This is a genomic window from Microtetraspora sp. NBRC 16547 (assembly GCF_030268965.1).
In the GTDB taxonomy this organism is placed as follows: Bacteria; Actinomycetota; Actinomycetes; order Streptosporangiales; family Streptosporangiaceae; genus Microtetraspora.
The window spans coordinates 1-16,853 of the sequence record NZ_BSSE01000012.1 but is presented as its reverse complement, the minus strand read 5'-3'; the positions used below and the strand labels follow the sequence as shown (position 1 = coordinate 16,853).

At 66.3% G+C, this 16,853-nt stretch carries 18 protein-coding genes and 2 pseudogenes; 9 read left to right on the top strand and 11 right to left on the bottom strand.

Annotated elements, in window-relative coordinates; genetic code table 11:
* The first annotated feature begins 69 nt into the window (after window positions 1–69).
* From QSK17_RS17645 to QSK17_RS17630, 4 genes are all read left to right on the top strand, one after another.
* A complete protein-coding gene (locus tag QSK17_RS17645) occupies window positions 70–756 on the top strand; it encodes a response regulator transcription factor (protein WP_285705918.1) in 687 nt (228 codons plus the stop codon).
* Window positions 753–2,546: a sensor histidine kinase gene (locus QSK17_RS17640; protein WP_285705917.1), complete on the top strand. Its 1,794-nt coding sequence runs from the start codon at window positions 753–755 to the stop codon at window positions 2,544–2,546. The genes QSK17_RS17645 and QSK17_RS17640 overlap by 4 nt, the downstream gene beginning before the upstream one ends.
* Window positions 2,547–2,816: 270 nt before the next feature.
* A complete protein-coding gene (lgt, locus tag QSK17_RS17635; protein ID WP_502889235.1) occupies window positions 2,817–3,632 on the top strand; it encodes a prolipoprotein diacylglyceryl transferase in 816 nt (271 codons plus the stop codon).
* 14 nt (window positions 3,633–3,646) lie between these two features.
* On the top strand, window positions 3,647–3,865 hold the full coding sequence (locus QSK17_RS17630) for a GntR family transcriptional regulator (RefSeq protein ID WP_285705914.1): 219 nt from the start codon (window positions 3,647–3,649) through the stop codon (window positions 3,863–3,865).
* Between the two features lie 29 nt (window positions 3,866–3,894).
* Here the strand turns inward: QSK17_RS17630 and QSK17_RS36445 are convergent.
* The 3 genes and pseudogenes from QSK17_RS36445 to QSK17_RS17620 form a co-directional block, all read right to left on the bottom strand.
* A pseudogene (locus QSK17_RS36445) lies at window positions 3,895–4,017 on the bottom strand (peptide-methionine (S)-S-oxide reductase MsrA); the annotation flags it as partial.
* Between the two features lie 57 nt (window positions 4,018–4,074).
* Window positions 4,075–4,629, bottom strand: coding sequence for a PIN domain-containing protein (locus QSK17_RS17625; RefSeq protein WP_285705913.1), 555 nt, complete (start codon window positions 4,627–4,629; stop codon window positions 4,075–4,077).
* Window positions 4,630–4,631: 2 nt separating this feature from the next.
* Window positions 4,632–5,087 (bottom strand): helix-turn-helix domain-containing protein, encoded by a 456-nt coding sequence (locus QSK17_RS17620; RefSeq protein ID WP_285705912.1) that lies wholly within the window; start codon window positions 5,085–5,087, stop codon window positions 4,632–4,634.
* 378 nt (window positions 5,088–5,465) lie between these two features.
* On the opposite strand from QSK17_RS17620, the gene QSK17_RS17615 reads away from it, so the two are divergent.
* Window positions 5,466–5,924 (top strand): replication initiator, encoded by a 459-nt coding sequence (locus tag QSK17_RS17615; RefSeq protein ID WP_285705910.1) that lies wholly within the window; start codon window positions 5,466–5,468, stop codon window positions 5,922–5,924.
* Between the two features lie 115 nt (window positions 5,925–6,039).
* Here the strand turns inward: QSK17_RS17615 and QSK17_RS17610 are convergent, their stop codons facing one another.
* Entirely contained in the window at window positions 6,040–6,513 is a 474-nt protein-coding gene (locus QSK17_RS17610; protein WP_285705909.1) for a hypothetical protein, read from the bottom strand.
* Window positions 6,514–6,524: 11 nt separating this feature from the next.
* Entirely contained in the window at window positions 6,525–7,778 is a 1,254-nt protein-coding gene (locus QSK17_RS17605; RefSeq protein ID WP_285705908.1) for a helix-turn-helix domain-containing protein, read from the bottom strand.
* Between the two features lie 157 nt (window positions 7,779–7,935).
* Between QSK17_RS17605 and QSK17_RS17600 the strand changes: the two genes are divergently transcribed.
* Together QSK17_RS17600 and QSK17_RS17595 are read left to right on the top strand one after the other, a co-directional pair.
* The gene (locus QSK17_RS17600) at window positions 7,936–8,235 is read left to right on the top strand and encodes a hypothetical protein (protein WP_285705907.1); all 300 of its coding nucleotides are present in this window, start codon (window positions 7,936–7,938) and stop codon (window positions 8,233–8,235) included.
* Complete coding sequence (locus tag QSK17_RS17595) at window positions 8,232–8,471, top strand: hypothetical protein (protein ID WP_285705906.1); 240 nt, start codon at window positions 8,232–8,234, stop codon at window positions 8,469–8,471. Before QSK17_RS17600 ends, QSK17_RS17595 begins: the two co-directional genes overlap by 4 nt.
* A 271-nt stretch (window positions 8,472–8,742) precedes the next feature.
* On the opposite strand, the gene QSK17_RS17590 is transcribed toward QSK17_RS17595, so the two are convergent.
* Together QSK17_RS17590 and QSK17_RS17585 are read right to left on the bottom strand one after the other, a co-directional pair.
* Window positions 8,743–9,135 carry a hypothetical protein gene (locus QSK17_RS17590; protein WP_285705905.1) on the bottom strand — a complete coding sequence of 131 codons (393 nt, stop codon included), beginning with the start codon at window positions 9,133–9,135 and terminating at the stop codon, window positions 8,743–8,745.
* Window positions 9,136–10,218: 1,083 nt separating this feature from the next.
* Window positions 10,219–10,503 carry a hypothetical protein gene (locus QSK17_RS17585; protein WP_285705904.1) on the bottom strand — a complete coding sequence of 95 codons (285 nt, stop codon included), beginning with the start codon at window positions 10,501–10,503 and terminating at the stop codon, window positions 10,219–10,221.
* Window positions 10,504–11,104: 601 nt separating this feature from the next.
* Between QSK17_RS17585 and QSK17_RS17580 the strand changes: the two genes are divergently transcribed.
* The gene (locus QSK17_RS17580; RefSeq protein ID WP_285705903.1) at window positions 11,105–11,890 is read left to right on the top strand and encodes a hypothetical protein; all 786 of its coding nucleotides are present in this window, start codon (window positions 11,105–11,107) and stop codon (window positions 11,888–11,890) included.
* 524 nt (window positions 11,891–12,414) lie between these two features.
* Here QSK17_RS17580 and QSK17_RS17575 read toward each other — a convergent pair.
* The 3 genes from QSK17_RS17575 to QSK17_RS17565 all read right to left on the bottom strand — a co-directional run bounded on the left by QSK17_RS17575 (window position 12,415) and on the right by QSK17_RS17565 (window position 15,034).
* Window positions 12,415–13,116: a hypothetical protein gene (locus tag QSK17_RS17575; RefSeq protein ID WP_285705902.1), complete on the bottom strand. Its 702-nt coding sequence runs from the start codon at window positions 13,114–13,116 to the stop codon at window positions 12,415–12,417.
* Window positions 13,117–13,271: 155 nt separating this feature from the next.
* Window positions 13,272–13,940 carry a response regulator gene (locus QSK17_RS17570; RefSeq protein WP_285706121.1) on the bottom strand — a complete coding sequence of 223 codons (669 nt, stop codon included), beginning with the start codon at window positions 13,938–13,940 and terminating at the stop codon, window positions 13,272–13,274.
* Between the two features lie 2 nt (window positions 13,941–13,942).
* A complete protein-coding gene (locus QSK17_RS17565) occupies window positions 13,943–15,034 on the bottom strand; it encodes a sensor histidine kinase (protein ID WP_285705901.1) in 1,092 nt (363 codons plus the stop codon).
* A gap of 499 nt (window positions 15,035–15,533) precedes the next feature.
* On the opposite strand from QSK17_RS17565, the gene QSK17_RS17560 reads away from it, so the two are divergent.
* The gene (locus tag QSK17_RS17560; protein WP_285705900.1) at window positions 15,534–16,190 is read left to right on the top strand and encodes a hypothetical protein; all 657 of its coding nucleotides are present in this window, start codon (window positions 15,534–15,536) and stop codon (window positions 16,188–16,190) included.
* Between the two features lie 108 nt (window positions 16,191–16,298).
* Here QSK17_RS17560 and QSK17_RS36180 read toward each other — a convergent pair.
* A pseudogene (locus tag QSK17_RS36180) lies at window positions 16,299–16,529 on the bottom strand (phosphatase PAP2 family protein); the annotation flags it as partial.
* Window positions 16,530–16,853 lie beyond the last annotated feature (324 nt).

The window sequence follows — 16,853 nt, the reverse complement described above, 5'->3', positions numbered from 1 at the left end:
ATGTGTGAAACCTGTTTGGTTGTCATGCGAATCCCATGTGCACCCATGACATGGCCATAACCTCAGCCCATGTGCGCGTACGTGCTGGTCGCCGAGGATGATCCCAAGCAGGCCGAACTGCTCAGGCGGTACCTGGAGCGGGAGGGCCATGAGGTCCTCGTCGTGCACGACGGGCGTTCCGCGATCGACGAGGCGCGGCGGGCGGATCCCGACCTCGTGGTGCTCGACGTGATGATGCCGAAGGTTGACGGGTTGGACGTCTGCCGGGTGCTGCGTGCCGAGTCCGACCTGCCGATCCTGATGCTGACCGCCAGGTCCACCGAGGACGATCTGTTGTTGGGGCTCGACCTCGGTGCTGACGATTATGTCGCCAAGCCGTACAGCCCGCGTGAGCTGATGGCCCGTGTGCGGACCCTGCTGCGCCGTACCGGGAAGTCCCGGGACACCGATCGGCAGGTGTTCCAGGCGGGCGATCTCCTCGTGGACCCGATCAGACACACCGTCACCGCGGCGGACACGCCGGTGGTCTGCACGCTCGCGGAGTTCCGGATCATCGAGACGCTGGCCGCCGAGCCGGAACGGGTGTTCACCAGGAAGCAGTTACTGGAGCGCATCCACGGCTTTGACGGGTTCATCACCGAACGCACGGTCGACGTGCACGTGATGAACCTGCGCAAGAAGATCGAGCCTGATCCGCGCCGCCCGGTCCGGCTGTTGACCGTGTACGGCGTCGGCTACAAACTGACCCGCGCATGAGGTCGTTGTTTGTCAGGTTGCTCACGAGTTCGGCTGTCGTGGCGGTCTGCTCGATCACAGCGACCGCGTGGCTGGCTGCCAGCAGCACCTCCGGCGCCATCCAGCGGGAGCAGGGCCAGACGCTGGCCAGCGACGCCCGGATCAACAACAGCCTGCTCGGCTACGCCTCCCGCCACTCGGACTGGTCGGGCGTCGCCGCCCCCCTGCGCGATCTCGCCGCCCAGAACAGCCGCCGCATCGCGCTGACCACCGAGAACGGCACCCTCATCGCGGACTCGGCGACCGCCGGGACCCCACTGCCCGCCAAGGTGTCGGCCGTCGTCGACCCCCTGGCCGTGGACGTGACCCTGGTGCCGGGGGCGGCCAGGGACCGTATCGATCCACGCGCGGTGGGTCCCTTCCTGCTGTCCGACCGCGATCGCGCCCGGCTGAGGAAGGCCGCCGACGCCTACGCCGCCTGTGCGGGCCGCACCGGGCAGGCCGTACAGGTGACCGTCTCGAACACCGGCAGGCCCCTCGTCACGACGCTCAGCCAGAGGGTCGGTCAGGAGCCGAGCCCGATGCCGAGGCCGATACCGACCACGGCCCCCGTCGTGGTCGTCGGCTGCGACGCCACCACCTTCAGCACGCCGACGCGCACCGAGAAAGCCGCGTTGAAACAACTCAACCTCCTGGTCAGCAGGTGCCTCAAGGGCAAGGGCGCGGGAAGGGGCTCGGTCGGCCTCGACTTCACCTGGGTCTCCAAGGAGAAACAGCCGATGCCGCCGGTCGCCGAACCCGATCAGGTGATCTCCTCCTGCATCGTCACCGCCCGCAAAGAACAACTCGATCCCTACGTCGCCCCCGCGGCGTACCTGTACATCGACTCCCCTGCCGAGGCCACCGGCCAGCGCATCCCACTGCCCTCGATCGCCGGTGCCGCCCTCCTCGTGCTCATGCTGACCGTGGGCGTGAGCGTCATGGCGGCCAGGCGCCTGGTCAGGCCCGTCAACGCGCTCACCCACGCCGCGCAGCGGATGCGCGACGGGGACAGCTCCGCCCGCGTCACGATCAGGACCACCGGCGAGATCAGCGAGCTCGCCGCGGCGTTCAACGAGATGTCGGAACACCTCCAGCGCATGGAAGAGCAGCGCAAGGCCATGGTCAGCGACGTCTCCCACGAGCTGCGCACACCGCTGAGCAACCTCAGGGGCTGGCTGGAGGCTGCCCAGGACGGCGTCGCCGAGTTGGACCCCGCGCTGATCGCCTCGCTGGTCGAGGAGATCCTGCTGCTGCAGCACATCGTCGACGACCTTCAGGAGCTCGCCCTCGCCGACGCGGGCAAGCTCCGTCTGCACGTCGAACCCGTCCACCTCGGCGACCTTCTCGACCAGGTGACCATCGCCCACCGAAGCAGGGCCGAAGCCGCAGGGCTCACGCTGACCACCGTGGTTACCAATGACCCCCCGCTGACCGCGGATCCGGTACGGCTCCGCCAGGCCATCGGCAACCTGGTGACCAACTCCCTGCGCTACACGCCCCGCGGCGGGCACATCACGCTGAGCGCCCACCAGGATGGCGACCAGGTCGTCGTCGAGGTGTCCGATACGGGGATCGGGATCCGCGCCGAGTACCTTCCCCATGTCTTCGACCGGTTCTGGCGGGCGGAGAAGTCCCGCAACCGCCAGACCGGCGGCAGCGGGCTCGGGCTCGCCATCGTGCGCAACCTGGCTGAGGCGCACGGTGGCACAGCCGCGGTCGCCAGCGTGCCAGGTGTCCGCACGACGTTCACCCTGCGTCTTCCGTCGTAGTGGCCCGCCGTGCTATGGATCTTGGCTAGCGCGAGCTCGACCGGAACTCTGCCCACAGGTCAACCGCCTTCTCGAGATGAAGAGCGGCGACGTCCGCACCGGTTCGGCTACGCCACGTCACGCCGCAGAAGGTTCGCGATCAGGTCACGAAGGCGGCCAGGTGGCCTCGCGTTGACTAGCCTCACCGGCATGCTCCTTGCCTCGATTCCCAGCCCTCCCGAAGGGGTCTGGTATCTCGGATTCATCCCGATCCGGGCCTACGCATTGTGCATGATCATCGCGATTGGCTTCGGCATCTGGCTGAGCGAGCGCCGCTGGCGCGCCCGCGGCGGCGAGAAGGGCACGATCAGCGACATCGCGGTCCCCGCAGTGATCTTCGGCCTGATCGGCGCTCGCCTCTACCACGTCATCACCGACTGGCAGACCTACTTCGGCCCGCACGCGATCAAGAAGCCCTACCGAGCGCTGTTCATCTGGGAAGGCGGGCTCAGCATCTGGGGCGCGGTCGCCCTGGGAGGCGTGGGCGTGTGGCTGGCCTGCCGCCGCCGAGGGCTGTCCCTGGGCGCCGTGGCCGACGCGATCGCGCCCAGCATCGCGTTCGGGCAGGCGATCGCCCGCTGGGGCAACTGGTTCAACCAGGAGCTGTACGGCAGTCCAACCACGTTGCCGTGGGGCCTGGAGATCGACCTCGCGCACGGCGGCGAGGCAGGCGTGCTCTACCAGCCGACGTTCCTGTACGAGTCGCTGTGGGACGCGGCGCTCGGTTTCGGACTGATCCTGGCCGGCAGGCGGTTCACGCTGCGCCATGGCCGCCTGTTCGCCCTCTACGTCGCCGGCTACACGTTCGGGCGGTTCTGGATCGAGGGGCTGCGGATCGACCCGGTCGGCGGGGTAGACCACGCGGTGACGCTCCTCGGGATGCGGATCAACCAGTGGACTTCGATCGCGCTGTTCATCGGCGCGCTGGTCTATCTCTGGGTGACTCGTACCAAGGACACCGAACAGATCATGGTGCCGGCCTCACAACACAATGCCTCGCATGAGGAGAACGGCGGGCAGGCCTCCGATCCGATCGAGAGCACCTGACGCAACCCAAGTGGGTGCAGATCTACGAGGTCGTACGCGCACGCATCGAGTCGGGCGAGTACCCGCCTCGTTACCTCATTTCCGAGGTCCAGATGGAAGGCGAGTTCGGCGTCGCCCGCGTGACCATCCGCAAGGTGACCGCCAAGCTCCGCGAAGTCGGCCTCGTCGTCACCACCCTGGACATGGGTTCCTTCGTCGCCCAGGACAAGAACGAGACCTCCGAGCAGGCCTAACCGCCGCTCGGGGGTCTCAGCAATCTCGGCTACTCATCCGTAGAGGTCGTCAGCCCAGTCGGGCACCAAGCCGAAGGGTCACCTGCGTTGACACCCGTACCGCCGATGCCGCAGTAGCCGCCCGGGTTCTTGTACAGGTACTGCTGGTGGTAGAGGTTCACTTCAGGCAATAGATCATGCTCGCCACGCCTCCGGCCCAGAGCGACCGGCTAACCAGCCCGAAGGGCAGCGACCGACTCGACAAGGCCTGCTTTCTCCAAAGCGTCGAGCACGTCGTCTACAGTCTCCGGCGGGTTCACTCGTGAGTCCGCGATCTGCTGAACGCAGGCCCAAACCACTCGCCCGTCGAGATCGATCTGGTCGAGTACGAAATCGTCGGGAGACTTCGCCTCAATCCCCCAGGGCGTCAAGTGCTCCGAAGGAAAGTCTCTGAGATTCAATGTGACGATGACCTGCGCTCCCGCCTTGATCGCCGCAGCAAGCACGTGTCGGTCATCCGCGTCGGGCAGTTTCAGCCCCTCGACAATAGGCTCGTACCCTTCGACCACGCAGTCTCGGACAGCAGAGTTCATGAGCAGGCGAAGCTTGCCCAGCTTCCCTTCCGGAATGTCTGGGCGATTGGCAGCGAGGTTGCGCTGCATTTCGTCGAGAATCCTGCTGGTCCATTTGGCCTGGAGCCGTCCCGTCATGGCCAAGCGAATGAGTAGATCGCGGAGCGTGTTGCCATAGAGCACGTTGGCGTCATAGACCACCACAAAGCACATGCTTAGATGCCCAGCTCTTGGCCTAGGGCAGCAAGTTGATCGGCGGCCGTACGGCGCTTGGCATCATCGCGGCGCTTGTACTCCTGAAGGTCTTCGTATGTAACACGCCTGTGCTTGCCGACCAAGCGGAAGGGGATCTCCCCTTCCTCCAGAAGCTTGATCAGATAGGGACGCGAGACGTTCAGCATGTCCGCTGCCTGTTGGGTCGTCAGCTCGGCGTGGGAGGGAATAACCGTCACTCCCCGCCCCTCAGCCGCATGGGCAAGTATGAAGGCGAGCAGACTTACGGCCTCCCTGGGCAAGATCAATGGGTCCTCAGCGCCATGCTCGCCGACGACACGGATCGTCGGCTGTTCGCGAGACCGCATGAGGTAATCCTTGATGCGGCGCACGGCTCGACCGGCCATCTCGGCATCGATGCTCCCGGGCTGAACCCGCTTGGCCTGCACGTCTGTCATCGCAGTACCTCCTCTCGCAGTATCCGCAACGAACGAAATAAACGCAAGCAGCGAGACCCATGACCTGTGTCACGCGTCGGCTCCTGACGCCGCCGGTCGCAGGTTCCGTCGCAGACAGTCGACGGTTATGTGAATCATGCTCGACGGCGCTTCGTGGACAGCGGCAATCCGCCGTCTTCCTCCGGGAGGTACCAGCGCTGCCGGATCTCGGCCGCATCGGCGGTGGCTCGCTTCGTACGGCGTTCGACGGCCGCTGTGAAGCTCTGCGCCTCACCGCGCAGGCGTCCTATGCGCTGCTCCAGATCAGGAGCCTCTGGCGACTGACCCGGAGGAGGCTGTTGCAAATCTTTCCATCTGCCCGCTTCTTGCCGCATCCATGTGGCTAAGTACGCCACCAAGGAAGCCGAGTCGGCGGGAACCGTAGACCGCCCGATCCGCCACGCCTGGGAGATCTCCCGGCTGGAGGTGACCGAGCACGCCCGGCGCATGATCTACACCTGCTTCGGCCTCGGCGACCTTCCTCAGTATCGGGACCTGCCGTTGCGGCAGTGGGCTCACATGCTCGGCTACCGGGGCCACTTCTCGACGAAAAGCCGCCTTTACTCCGTCACGCTCGGCGATCTGCGACAGACGCGGGCCGATCATCGCGCCAAGGAAGCATGCGAACTGCTCGGTCCCCCGGCCGTGGTGGAGCGGGAGACAGTGACGCATCAAGAGTGGCGTTACGCCGGGAGTGGCCATCGGCACGGGGAGCACTTCTGGGCCGAGTACGCCCGGCAACGCATCGCCACCGCTCGCCGGATCGCCCGTGAGTGGGAACGGCGGGACCCGGCATAAGGGCTGCCTGGTCACGTACGCGAGTGGTGCGGCCGGCGGAATGCCGAAGGCACCCGAAGGGCGAGCAAAGCGAGTTCGGCCGGCGGCGCCACGGCGGCCGCGTCACTGCTCCGCTTCAGTCGCGCTCTGCCCCTTCCGGCCAGATCACTCGTACGGCCATGCCTCGGCCACGAGCCTCGGCGACGACGTCGGCGGTGCCGCCGAACCCTCGGGCGGGCTTGCCGTCCCATACGGCGAAGAGCTGGTCCGCCTGGTCGAGCATGAACACGCTGGCGGCCATGTGCGCCTCAGAGGTCGACTCGACGAAATCAAGTTGGTGAACCATGTCGGCCTTACTGATCAGCGCGTCGTACGCACTCCATGCCTCCGAGGGCAGTCCCTCCCGGTACTTCTGCGCGGGAACAACGACCTCCAATCCGCCCCCCGCCTCCACGACCGCTCGGGCGAAGATCTGATCAGCACCATCCGCCAGGCAGGACAGGCCGATCACGTCTGTTGCGTCGTCAAGGGCTCTCTTCAGCTCGGCTTCGATGCGAGCAGCGGTGGCCTGAGGCAGTCCGCGGTGGCCGGAGATGGCGATACGAGGCATGGTCCTCATCTCTACAGGTGGGTGGCGCGAAGCCTGTCGTCGAAGGCACGAACGCCGCTGATGATCGGTCCGGTGTAGTTCCTGCGGAAGCGCCGCACGCGGTGGATGACCCGGTCGGATCCGTGGTTCATCCCGATCCGGAGGGCCTCGCCCGCCAGGTGGAACGCCTCGTCGATCTCCCCGGTCATGCTCTTGGCGGTGGCGACCTCGGTCATCAGTACGCCTCGTTGCTTGACCGCTGGTTGCGTCGAGGAAAGGGACTCGGCGAACGCGTTCACGGCCTCCTCGGGCCGTTCCAGGCGCACCATGACCAGAGCGCGGTAGCCCGCGAGCTTGGCGTGGTCGAACGGGAAGACCCATGGCCACGGTGGGGCGGCCGCGTGTTCGCTCGCGGTGACGGCCTTCTCCGCGGTCTGCAATGCGGTCAGGGCTGCCGTGGCGTTGTGGGCGGTGGCGTATCCGAGCGCCTCGATGCTCGACAACCATGCGTGCGCGGTCGCGGGTGGCCGATCACCGAGCTGGCGTCGCGCTTCCGCGAGCAGCGCCAGGCCGAGAGCAGGATCCTCAGCGTCGATCTCGAATGAGGCCAGGCTGCCGATCATGTAGCTGCTGAGGAGGTTGTGCTGCGCCCGCCGGGCTGTGTCGATGGAAAGGCGGTAGTAGGTACGTGCCGTGCCGGTGTCGTGCATGTCGGCGTGCAGCCAGGCCGCGAACCCGGCCGCCTCGCTGACGGCGGCGCAGATCTCTGCGGCGTGCGCGGACAGTGCGGCGCGGCCAAGGGTCCGATTGGCCATCTCCACGTGAGCGACCGCCCCACGCGCCAGCTCACGGGCGGGAGTGGTGGCCTCAAGACGGCGTTGTGCGCCGGTGATCGCGGTGAGAGTGGGCGCCGTGGTCTCGTCGGCCTCGGCGCGTTTCGGAGTCGGGGCGACGGTGAGCGCCGCGAGAGCCACCGCCTTGCCGAAATCTCGCCGTTTCGTCGGATCGTCATCTCCCCGATAGCCGAACCGGAGCAGATGGAGAGGAACTCCGAGTCGGCCTGATATCTCCCGAACTTGATCAATGGTGAGCGGCTGCCGATGCCGGAGCACCTTGGAGACCCAGCTCTGGGAGTAGCCCACCGCCTCGGCGAGCTGTCCCTGCGTCCATCCGTGCGTTCGCATGGCTTCGGCAAGGATGGTGGGGATGTCGCACTCCGCGAGCGCGGACGCCACACGAGGGGAAGACCAGAACTGGGGCGGCAAGCTGCCGCTCGCTCGATCCATGACGCTAGGTTAAGCCGGATCACCTCAGCGCGGCCGTATTCGTGACACGAATAGAGCCACTACCGACAGTGCTGGGCTGTTCAGCGCGTGTGCTGTCCTTCGTGATGATCGCGGCATGCATCGCTTACCACTCCGGGCAGCCAACCGATTACTGACAGTGCTGGAAGATCTCGGCATCGCGGCTGACGTTCACGAGGGCTACGGGATCGCGCTCGTATCAGTCTGGGTGGATCTTGTGGTCTGGACTGACGGCGCGTCCTTCTCCTGGTGGTCGGGGCGGATCTCTCAGCGGACCGGACTGCGGGAGCACGCCTACTGTCCGGCCGACGACCCGGTGACGGCCGCTCGCCGTATCGCCGACCGGTACGCCGAGCTGCGAGACGAGCACCCGCTGTCGGAACTGATCCGCGAGGTGCTTTCGGAGATCCCCTCAAGGCGAATGGGGCTGCCTGTATGACCGTGACCCTACGCAGCCTGGAAGCCGAGTACGGCAAGCAGTGGACCACCACCGACGCGGCCGGAGGCGGCTGGTGCGCCGTCCGTCGCACGAACCTCGCACCGCAGAAGGTGGCACGCGGGCTGTCCAACGTCCGCTGCGGTGGAGATCTTGAAGAACTGGCCCGACACCTGGCCGAGGAGAAACGGGGCGAAGAGAAGGATTCGGCACGCCTTCGGTTGCGGCCGGTGTCCTGAGTTTCCAGACCGGCGCGACGGTACGGGCTGTCCTGACGCCCCCGTTCAGGCCCCGTACCGTCGCGTCACTGACGGGCGCGGCGGCGCTGATGACTCCCATCCCTGGGGAAGAGTGATCCGGAGTCCGCGCCGCCGCGCTCTCCAACCCGCCGTAGCGGCCACGAACAATGAGGAGCGGGAACAGGGGGCCAGCATCATCCTTTGGCGGATACCCGCACGGCTGGTCTTGCCGACTCCGCGCTGACGCGCAATCCGGGCCTCGTCGATGCTCTCAATAGCTATCGCTCCAGCGGTACCACGGGCCATGTACGTGTTCGAATGACGATGCCGCCGCGTCTTCCGGATCATCGGTCGGCGGGCTCTTCGGACTCCAGACATAGCCGTAGGGGTCAGTACCAGCCATATCGGCACCCAGCTTGAAGTACACGCGGTCCCCGTCACGAAAAACGTCCTCGAAGACAAACAACCCGATCTCTCGGGGCGTTTCCTTTGTCCGGTCACCGGGTCCTGTTGTCCTGGCCACCTCCTCCATGCTCTCGACGGATCGCTGAAAGCGTTCCTCGTTGGAGATTCCGCACGACCCCATGCCTGCCAGCGCGACGCCCACGAGCAACGTCGCCACTCCTCGCCTGCATGCCCTCCACGGAACGATCGGGATGCTCACTTCAAAACCACCTCCGACCCGATCATCCCGCCTGCCGTGTCAAGGCGGACGGGAAGATCGGGCCATCTCGGCCACTCACGACCGCGCTCTTGCTCGCCATGATCACCCGGGGCTGAGTCCTCGCCGGAGGCCGGCCCTGACGGCGGCGATCTCTCGGCTCTTCTCAGCGGTCAGATCGGCGAAAGCACCAGCCATCTCCCGTGCAATCGCTGGAACCTCCGCGTCGTGCGTGGAGATAGACAGATCGAACGCCACCGTCTCGGCATGCACGTCAGGTCGGCTCGGATCTCGCCCCACGCCTGGACGGTCTCCTTGCCGGTGGCTACGGTTTCGTCGACCACCATCCAGGTCCCGGCCTCGTCGTAGGCCTCCTCCACGAGGTACGAAGCTAGCTCTCCCAACGCAGTCGGTCCTTTGTAGTCCGTGATTCATTGAATCGACCAGCATGTTCCCGAGATGGATCCAAGCAGGCGGGAGCGACATTTACTGATCACTGGTAGGCGGTGGGGAGTGGCCAGCGGTGCCCTATTCGGTGAGTCGGGAGCTGAGGAACGAAGTCCCGACTCGGCGATCGCCCTCAGCCCCGTACGAAGACCAGCCGTCACCAGGCGATCGTAAGGGCGATGTCGGACGGGGTTGACCTTAGCAACCGTGTCTTACTCGGGCAGATCGAGGCCATGAGCCTTGAGCGCGTTACGAGCTCGATGAACACATTCTTCCGCAGAGCCTGCGTCGACTCGAATAGCCCATCTGCCCTGGCTCTGGCCTCCACCACTGGCGTGGAAGGTCCACGGCCGCACGCCTCTGCGCTCAGCGTCGACCCTGAGCAGAGCGTTGACGTCGTGCTCCAAGAGCCATTCGAGCATTACGACCGCGTCCATTCAGGCAGCGTACGGCTCCGGTGGTGCACCGTAAGGTCGGCGAGTGGGCCAGGTACGCCGAGTGCCCTGTTGCCGCGGCGGCCCGAGCTGCCGACGGCCGGGACCGGCCCCCAGTCCGCATGCCCCGCCGTCGAGCGGGCGCGGGGCCGCGAGCCGCCGCAGGCGGGTCGCCTTGACCTTGTAATGAAGGCCCTCGCCGCAATTACTCTGCGTGGCTGGTCATCTGGGGCGCATCGCTGAGGATCAGGTCGGCGATTCGGACCAGGCGCGCGACATAGGTACGCCCTTCCCGTCGGCGAAGACGCGGCAGGAGCGCCCGCAGATCGCGGGCGGACTCCCTCACGATGCGGAATTGATTCGCCTTCAGCACGCCGCGCTGGCTTCCTACGTAGCTGGTCAGAGGGCCTGCCATGCAGAAGTCGAGGTACGCGACCGGCTGGTCGTAGACCTCAACCCCACGCAGATCATCAGGGAAGGGCAGCCCCATGTGCTCAGCCCACTCAGCCAACGCCCGACGCCTCCGCTTGGCTTTCCGGGTTCTGACTACATCCAAGGGGAGAGCAGCGGTGGCTCTTGCGCCGGCTCACCCGCGTGGCCGTCAACTTCTCCACCGGGAGACGACCTCGAACGGGACGCCGATCGAACCCCGCAACTTCAACCGAGCCTTTGAGGCTCACTGCCGTAAGGCGGGCGTGCCCAAGATCCGCATTCCACACCTGCTCCTCGCTTCTGGCCGCACTCGACTCCATTCCCGAGTCGCGATGCGCATCCTGAGGCACGCACAGATCTGGATGACCATGGATGTCTGCACGCAAGTCGCATCACCGGAGACGCGCAAGGCACTCGGCCGGCTCAACCAGAGTCTCGACAACCCTGAGTGAATCGTAAGCTCCTCTCCCTTTCCGATAAGGCCCTTTGGGGCCAACCCAAAGGGCCCTATGTGCGCATGCAAGAGTTCGTCATGCTAACCCGAGAGGCACATCCACCTGGCGACCGCGAGGATTCTTATATTCATTTTCTGTGATTTAAAGGAATGGGTTCAACGACAATCCAGAGTTCGCCTCGACGCTGGACGCCATGGAGGGTGAATGACGCATCCCGTGAGCTGTGAGCGCGCACAGCGGCATCAGTGCCGATGTTCCAACTGCGGCGGAGCACAGCACGGCTGGCCCTACGGTCTCACCCTGGCGCGTGACTCCTCTGCCGCCGCACGCCAGGCGGAGCGAGACCGCATTGACGCCGAGTGGGCAGCAACTTGGCCTCCCCAGGGACGACGAGCCCCGTCCAAGCGTAGACAGGCAGCCGCTACCGACAGCGCAACAGTCGATCTCATCGACTGGCTGTCGGAGAACCCGAAAACCATCGAAGACATACAGAAAGTCGGCGATATCCTCACTGGCTCTGTGATCGGTGAACTAGAAAAGAAGTTCGGTGGTGGCGAGCCGAGAAAAGCCAGAAGAATCCTTACCGATCACTTCTGGTGTGATCTCCTTGTCGCCGTAGCCGATGGTATAAAAGAGTTCTCGGACGCCCTCGATCAAATACCGGAATATGTGACGGCAGCTATTATCGCGTCCCGGAAGACCGAGCCCCGCGTCCCTCTTCTCGACCCGCTGATAGCTCTTGCCGTGCGGACGGCGTGGGAGTCCATCAAGAAGATGATCGACACCGCCGGGATCGAGGCATTGCAGCGGGCGTGTTGGATCCTCGCTGTCCTGATATGCCCGGCTCCTGAAGATCATGCGGCTGTACAGAACGACGCGCTCCTCCCGTTGGCGAAAGAGGGGCTCCTGGAGACCAGCAGAGAGCGGCTTGAGCAGGTCTTCCCTGCGGACTGGGTTCGCCGTCTTCGGGATGACCTCGGCGGTGCCTGAGCAATGTCGGCCGTCCCATAGGTGTCGCGACTCGCCGCCCTGGCAGTGACCCCCGCCGTGCCGACGCAAGCGCATGCCCGCAGCCGCTCACCGTTCCTGCTGTGCGACCGAGGCCAGCTATGGACTCGCAGCCACCGCAAGAACGTCTGTGAGGGGCGGTTGCTGTATTTCGCCGCTGCGCAGACATGCGAAGGGCCCTCCGGGGTGATCCCAGAGGGCCTCTCACCTGCTGCGCGGCCGAGAGGACTCGAACCCCTAACCTTCTGATCCGTAGCAAGATCGGAGATGTCCACAAACGTCCATCGTCGACATGAGCCCCTGTTCAGAAGGGGTACCGGGGTGCGGCGATTCCATGACCGTCCATGGCCGTCCAGAGCTGTCGTTAGCAACAGCGTTAGCAAGATCACTTATCGGAGATATTCCTCTGAGTGCGGTGCAAGCACGGAGGACACGTACCGTCTGTCATTCGCACCGTATTGGGCCAAGTTGCGAAACGCCGCCCACCCATCACATGCGAGGCTCCGCTATGACACCGTGCGGGCATGACGCCACATGGTGAGGCCAAGGGCAATGCTCCACAGGGGCATCACGATGGAGGCGAGCAGCCCGTACAGCAGGACACCCGGGAAGAGTTCGGGCTGGAACAGCAGCGCGACGGCGGCCAGGAAGCTGGTGGCGCCGGCGAGCAGGCCGGTCCAGGCCAGCCAGGACGAGTAGCCGTCGCGGCGCAGGGCGGGGGCGAGCAGCATCAGCGGGATGGCCCACAGGATGACGATCGAGACGAGGGAGGTGCCGCGCAGCATGCTGAAGGCGGTCTGCGCGGCGCGTTCGATGTGGGGCTGGTCGGCTGGTGCGGCGGTGGCGTAGGCGTGGGCGAGGTCCTGGCCGGTGACGCCGTCGATGGTGAAGTCGGTGATGAAGACGGCCGCGCCGACCAGGGCGGCGACCAGCGCGAGGCGGCCGAGTACAACTGCGATCGGGTGCGTGAACGTGCGGGTCAGGTTGAGGATGCCGGCGGTCCACAGCAGGACGCCGAGCACGGTGCCGAGGTGGACGCCGGCGTAGAACGCGTGATGGGCGATGAAGTGCAGCGCGGCAGCCGGGTCGGCGGCGGGCAGGTCGCCGTGGGCGAACCGAAAGCCTGCGATCATCAGCGCACCGATGATGGTCGTGAGGGCGCCGAGGCGGAGAGTGGGCTGGCGGGTCTCGATAGGGGCCGTCGACATCATCTTTGGTCGCCTCCTTGGGGCGATGGGGAGTCTGGATCCGATGCCAGCAGCTTGGCGGTCGGGCCCGATCACGTCGCCGGTCCGAGGGCGGCACCCCACTTACGCGTTCCGCTGTATGCGCCAGCAGCCGCATACGCAGCAGAACGTAGGCGTCAACCGGCGCGCCCGGGGCGGACCAAGCCGGACTCGTAGGCAAAGACGACCAACTGCGCGCGGTCGCGCGCGGTGAGCTTCACCATGGCCCGGGAGACATGCGTGCGGGCGGTCGCCGGACTGATCACCAGCCGCTCGGCGATCTCATCGTTGGACAAGCCTCGGCCGACCAACGCGACGATCTCCCGTTCTCTGCCAGTGAGCAGGCCCAAGGCTCGCGCGGCAGGCCCCGTCGGCGACGGGCCGGACGCGAATGCCGCGACCAACCTGCGCGCGGCTTGCGGGGCGAGAAGGCTGTCCCCGGCCGCGGCCACCCGGATCCCGCGCAGCAGCTCGGCTGGTTCTGCGTCCTTGAGCAGGAACCCAGCCGCGCCCGCCTTGATCGCCTCAAAGACCAACTCGTCCTCGTCGTATGTGGTGAGCACAAGCACCCGCACGCCGGACATGTTCGGGTCCGCCGCAATCGCTCGAGTGGCCTCCAGCCCGTCCATCACCGGCATCTGGATGTCCATCACGATCACGTCAGGACGCTGGGCGCGAGCGGCGGCAACCGCCTGCCACCCGTCCCCGGCCTCGGCGACCACCTCCAGATCCTGCTCGGCCGTCAGCAGCGCGCGCAGCCCGGCGCGGATCATGACCTGGTCGTCGGCGAGCACGACCCGCAGCACGCTCACCCCGTCCCCCTCAGCGGCAGACGGGCATGGAGGGTGAACCCGGTACCCGGCGTCGCTCCCGCACGCATCTCACCGCCCACCGCGCTGACGCGCTCGGCCATTCCCCGCAACCCGTGACCAGGAGGGCCGGCCGGCCCCGCGGCACTCACGCCGTCGTCCCTCACATCGATCTCCAGCCAGCCGTCGACACACCTGAGACGGGCCCGAGCGTGAGCACCGTCCCCCGCATGGCGCATCACATTGGTCAACGCCTCCTGCACCACCCGATAGGCGGTGGAACCGATCACCTCGGGAACCGCCCGGTCATCGAGATCGATGTCCGCTTCAACGCTCAAGCCGCTTCCCCGCACAGTCGCGATCAACTCCTCCAGGTCAGCCAGGCCCGGTGCGGTCTCCTCGCCCGGCGTCCGGACCACGGCCAGCGCGGCCCGGGCCTGCGCCAGAGCGTCGGTGCTGATCTGCCGGATCCCTCGCAACGCTTCACGCGCCTGCTCCGGCTGCCGGTCCACCAGATGCAGCCCGACGCCGGCCTGCAGGCTGATCGAGGCCAGGCTGTGGGACAGCACGTCATGCAGCTCCCGGGCGATCCGCAGCCGTTCCTGCACGACCCGAGCCGCGGCCTCCCGTTCCATGAGCCGTCGGCGGGTGTGTGCGAACCGTGCGGCGACTACCGCCACAACCGCCCACACCGCCGCCACAGTGAGCATCCTGACCGGGTCCCAGCCCTCCGGCGGCCCCGTAACGACTGCTATCGCCGCACCGCCGACCGCGGCGAGCGGAACCCACAACCTCGTCCTGCCGACCTCCGAGACCAATACCAGCAGACCGGCGAACGCGCCCAGGTACACCGGCCAGCCGGCGAACCGCATCCCCAGGTAGGCCGCCGCGGCACCCACCGCGAGCGTGAAGGACACCAACGGCGCCACCCGCCGTACGGCGAGCGCGGCCCCGGAGAGCACCAGCAGCGCCACTCCGAGAGTGGTTACCGGCCGGGCCTCGGGCTGGACCACACGCGCCGCGGCCGACACCGCGACCATGAATGCGGACAGCATCACCGCCGCGGCCACATCCCAGGCGGGCACACGCATAGCAGAAGAATAGATCTTCCGCTCCTCCGGAGGACACCCTCGCCGTCGTCTGCGTAACTCGGGCAAATGCGCACGCCCAGGAGGACTTCCCTTGGGTTGTCAGTCCGCAACCCACGTCTCGCGGGCAATGGTCAGACTCGCCGCCCGCGATCGCGTGCAACTACGTCGTCTCCGCCGGCGAATCCGGCCTCGTCCACCCCGGCGGCACCAGCTGACCTGCGCGGTTCCCTCCTGGATACGTTCAGCGACGTACGACGGGATCCCCGGATACCCGGGCGCACGTAAATGAAGTGCCGCTGGGCGGCCGACGACGCGGCCCATGTCCGAGCGGGAAGCTACAGGCAGCAGCGTGACGGCGAGCTCCCCCATCGAGACGTCAGCGGTTTCCCAGGAGGTACCCGAAATGATTCTTTCCGCGTCCAGGCGCTCATCCCGCCCAGTAACCCTGAATGAGCACACATTAGATTCATCCATCCCCGATGAGAATTCTTCCGAGAAGATGCCCGGATACGAGCGGCTATGGCGGCGTGTCCTGGCGGTGGCGATCGTCGGCGGACCGCTCGGATACTGCGTCGGTAGCGCACTCAATTCGACCGTCCACGAGAACGGATCGACGAGCATCGCGGCGAACGCCGCCGCGAACCTGATCACCAACGCCGTGCACCTGGTCGCGTACGTCCTCGCCTCTTTCCTGCTCCCCATCGGAGCGGTCGGCCTCGCGCAGCTCGCCTATGCCCGCGTGCCGTGGCTGGCCACGATCGGTGGGCTGCTCGCGGTGGTGGGCTGGCTGCCGTTCTCGGCCCTGACCGCCCTGGACGACCTAATGATGGCCATGGCGCAGCTCCCAGACAGCGATTCCTACGCCACGCTGTTGGACCGGTTCGCGAACGACGCGGTGATGGGCGGCTACCTGCTCGTCTACGTCGTCGGGCATCTGGTGGCGTACGTGCTGCTCGCTGTCGCGCTGCGCCGAGCCGGAGTCATCCCGAGATGGGCGGCCTGGTCCATGCTGGCCAGCAGCCCCCTGACGGTCGCCGTCTTCGTGGTACCGGGCCGCCCCCTTGTCCTGGGTTATGTCGCGCTGACCCTGCTCGTGATCGGCAGCATCCCCGCAGCCCGAGCCATGGCCACTCGCAACCGTCTCTCCAATCCGTAACAGGGACGTGCGCGACATTCGCGCACACGGGACAGACCGCGCCTGGACCATTTCAGGCGCGGCCCGGTCTGTCCGCTCCTTGGAACGCACCGGATGAGTGCGCCCAGGTCATTGCGGGCCTCCGCACTGACCTGCGCGAGCGGGTGAGTCACGGGCGAGCCGGTGCGCCAGCAGACGGCCAAGGCTGCCCAGCACGATGCCCAGCGCCCATCCGGCGATCGCGTCGGAGGGCCAGTGATAGCCGAGTGCTACCACGGCGGCCGCCACCACCGCCGCCCAGGCGTGGAAGGCTGCCGTCAGCCATGGTGGCAGTGCCAGCACGCCGGTGATGAACAGCCAGCAAGCCGCGGCGTTGGCGGCACCACGACCTCGCCGGACGGACGTTGTGCAACCTCGATCCCCCCGGCGGGTCCCGTGTCAACGCCCTCACGTCCGGGCGATCTCACACCCGGTCACGCGAGCTTCTGGATGAGCGTTCAACTAGGTCGTGTTTTGTAGATCACGAGACGGGATTGCGGAGCCAGATCCGTATCGAAGCGACATCTATGGTGCCGAGATACATGAAGTCGCGCTTGTCGTAGCGGGTCGCGACGGCACGGCACTGTTTCAGCAGGTTGAAGCAGCGTTCCCCCGTGTTCCGATCTCTGTATCGGACAGAGTCGA